This window comes from Paenibacillus sp. GM2, from assembly GCF_900069005.2.
Lineage (GTDB): Bacteria > Bacillota > Bacilli > Paenibacillales > Paenibacillaceae > Fontibacillus.
The window spans coordinates 1-930 of record NZ_LN831271.1; the positions used below are offsets into that span (position 1 = coordinate 1).

Consider the following 930-nt stretch of genomic DNA (forward strand, 5'->3'; position numbering starts at 1 on the left):
GGTAACCGTACCAAATGGCTCGGTTGTTGTAGATAACGGAGATGGAACAGTAACTGTAGAACTGCCAAGCGGTTCAACAGTAACGGTACCATCAGGTTCGATCGTAACAGATGGCGAGGACGGCATGGTAATCGTAGAACTGCCAAGCGGGGAAACAGTGACCGTACCATCCGGCTCCATCGTAAATGAAGATGGAACTATCGTTGGTGAACAGCCAGGTGAACAACCGGGAGAGCAACCAAGTGGTCCGAGCGTAACTGTCCCGGACGGCTCAGTTGTAACGGATAACGAAGACGGCACAGTAACCGTAGAGGTCCCGAGTGGTCCGAGCGTAACTGTCCCGGATGGTTCGACCGTAACGGACAACGAGGATGGCACAGTCACTGTAGAGGTTCCGAGTGGTCCGACCGTAACAGTTCCAGGTGGCTCAACTGTAACGGATAACGAAGACGGAACAGTCACTGTAGAGGTTCCGAGTGGCCCGACCGTAACAGTTCCAGGTGGCTCAACTGTAACGGATAACGAAGACGGAACAGTCACTGTAGAGGTTCCGAGTGGCCCAACAGTAACTGTCCCGGACGGTTCGACCGTAACAGACAACGAGGATGGCACAGTCACTGTAGAGGTTCCGAGTGGCCCGACGGTAACTGTCCCAGGTGGTTCAACCGTAACGGATAACGGAGATGGAACAGTAACCGTAGAGATCCCGAGTGGTCCGACAGTAACCGTCCCGGATGGTTCGGTCGTAACGGATAACGGGGATGGAACAGTAACCGTAGAACTGCCAAGTGGTTCAACGGTAACCGTACCAAATGGCTCGGTTGTTGTAGATAACGGAGATGGAACAGTAACTGTAGAACTGCCAAGCGGTTCAACAGTAACGGTACCATCAGGTTCGATCGTAACAGATGGCGAGGACGGCATGGTAAT

General features: G+C 53.1%; 1 pseudogene. It reads left to right on the forward strand.

What is annotated here, in order from left to right:
- Positions 1–930: pseudogene (locus tag BN1360_RS00080) on the forward strand (hypothetical protein); the annotation flags it as partial.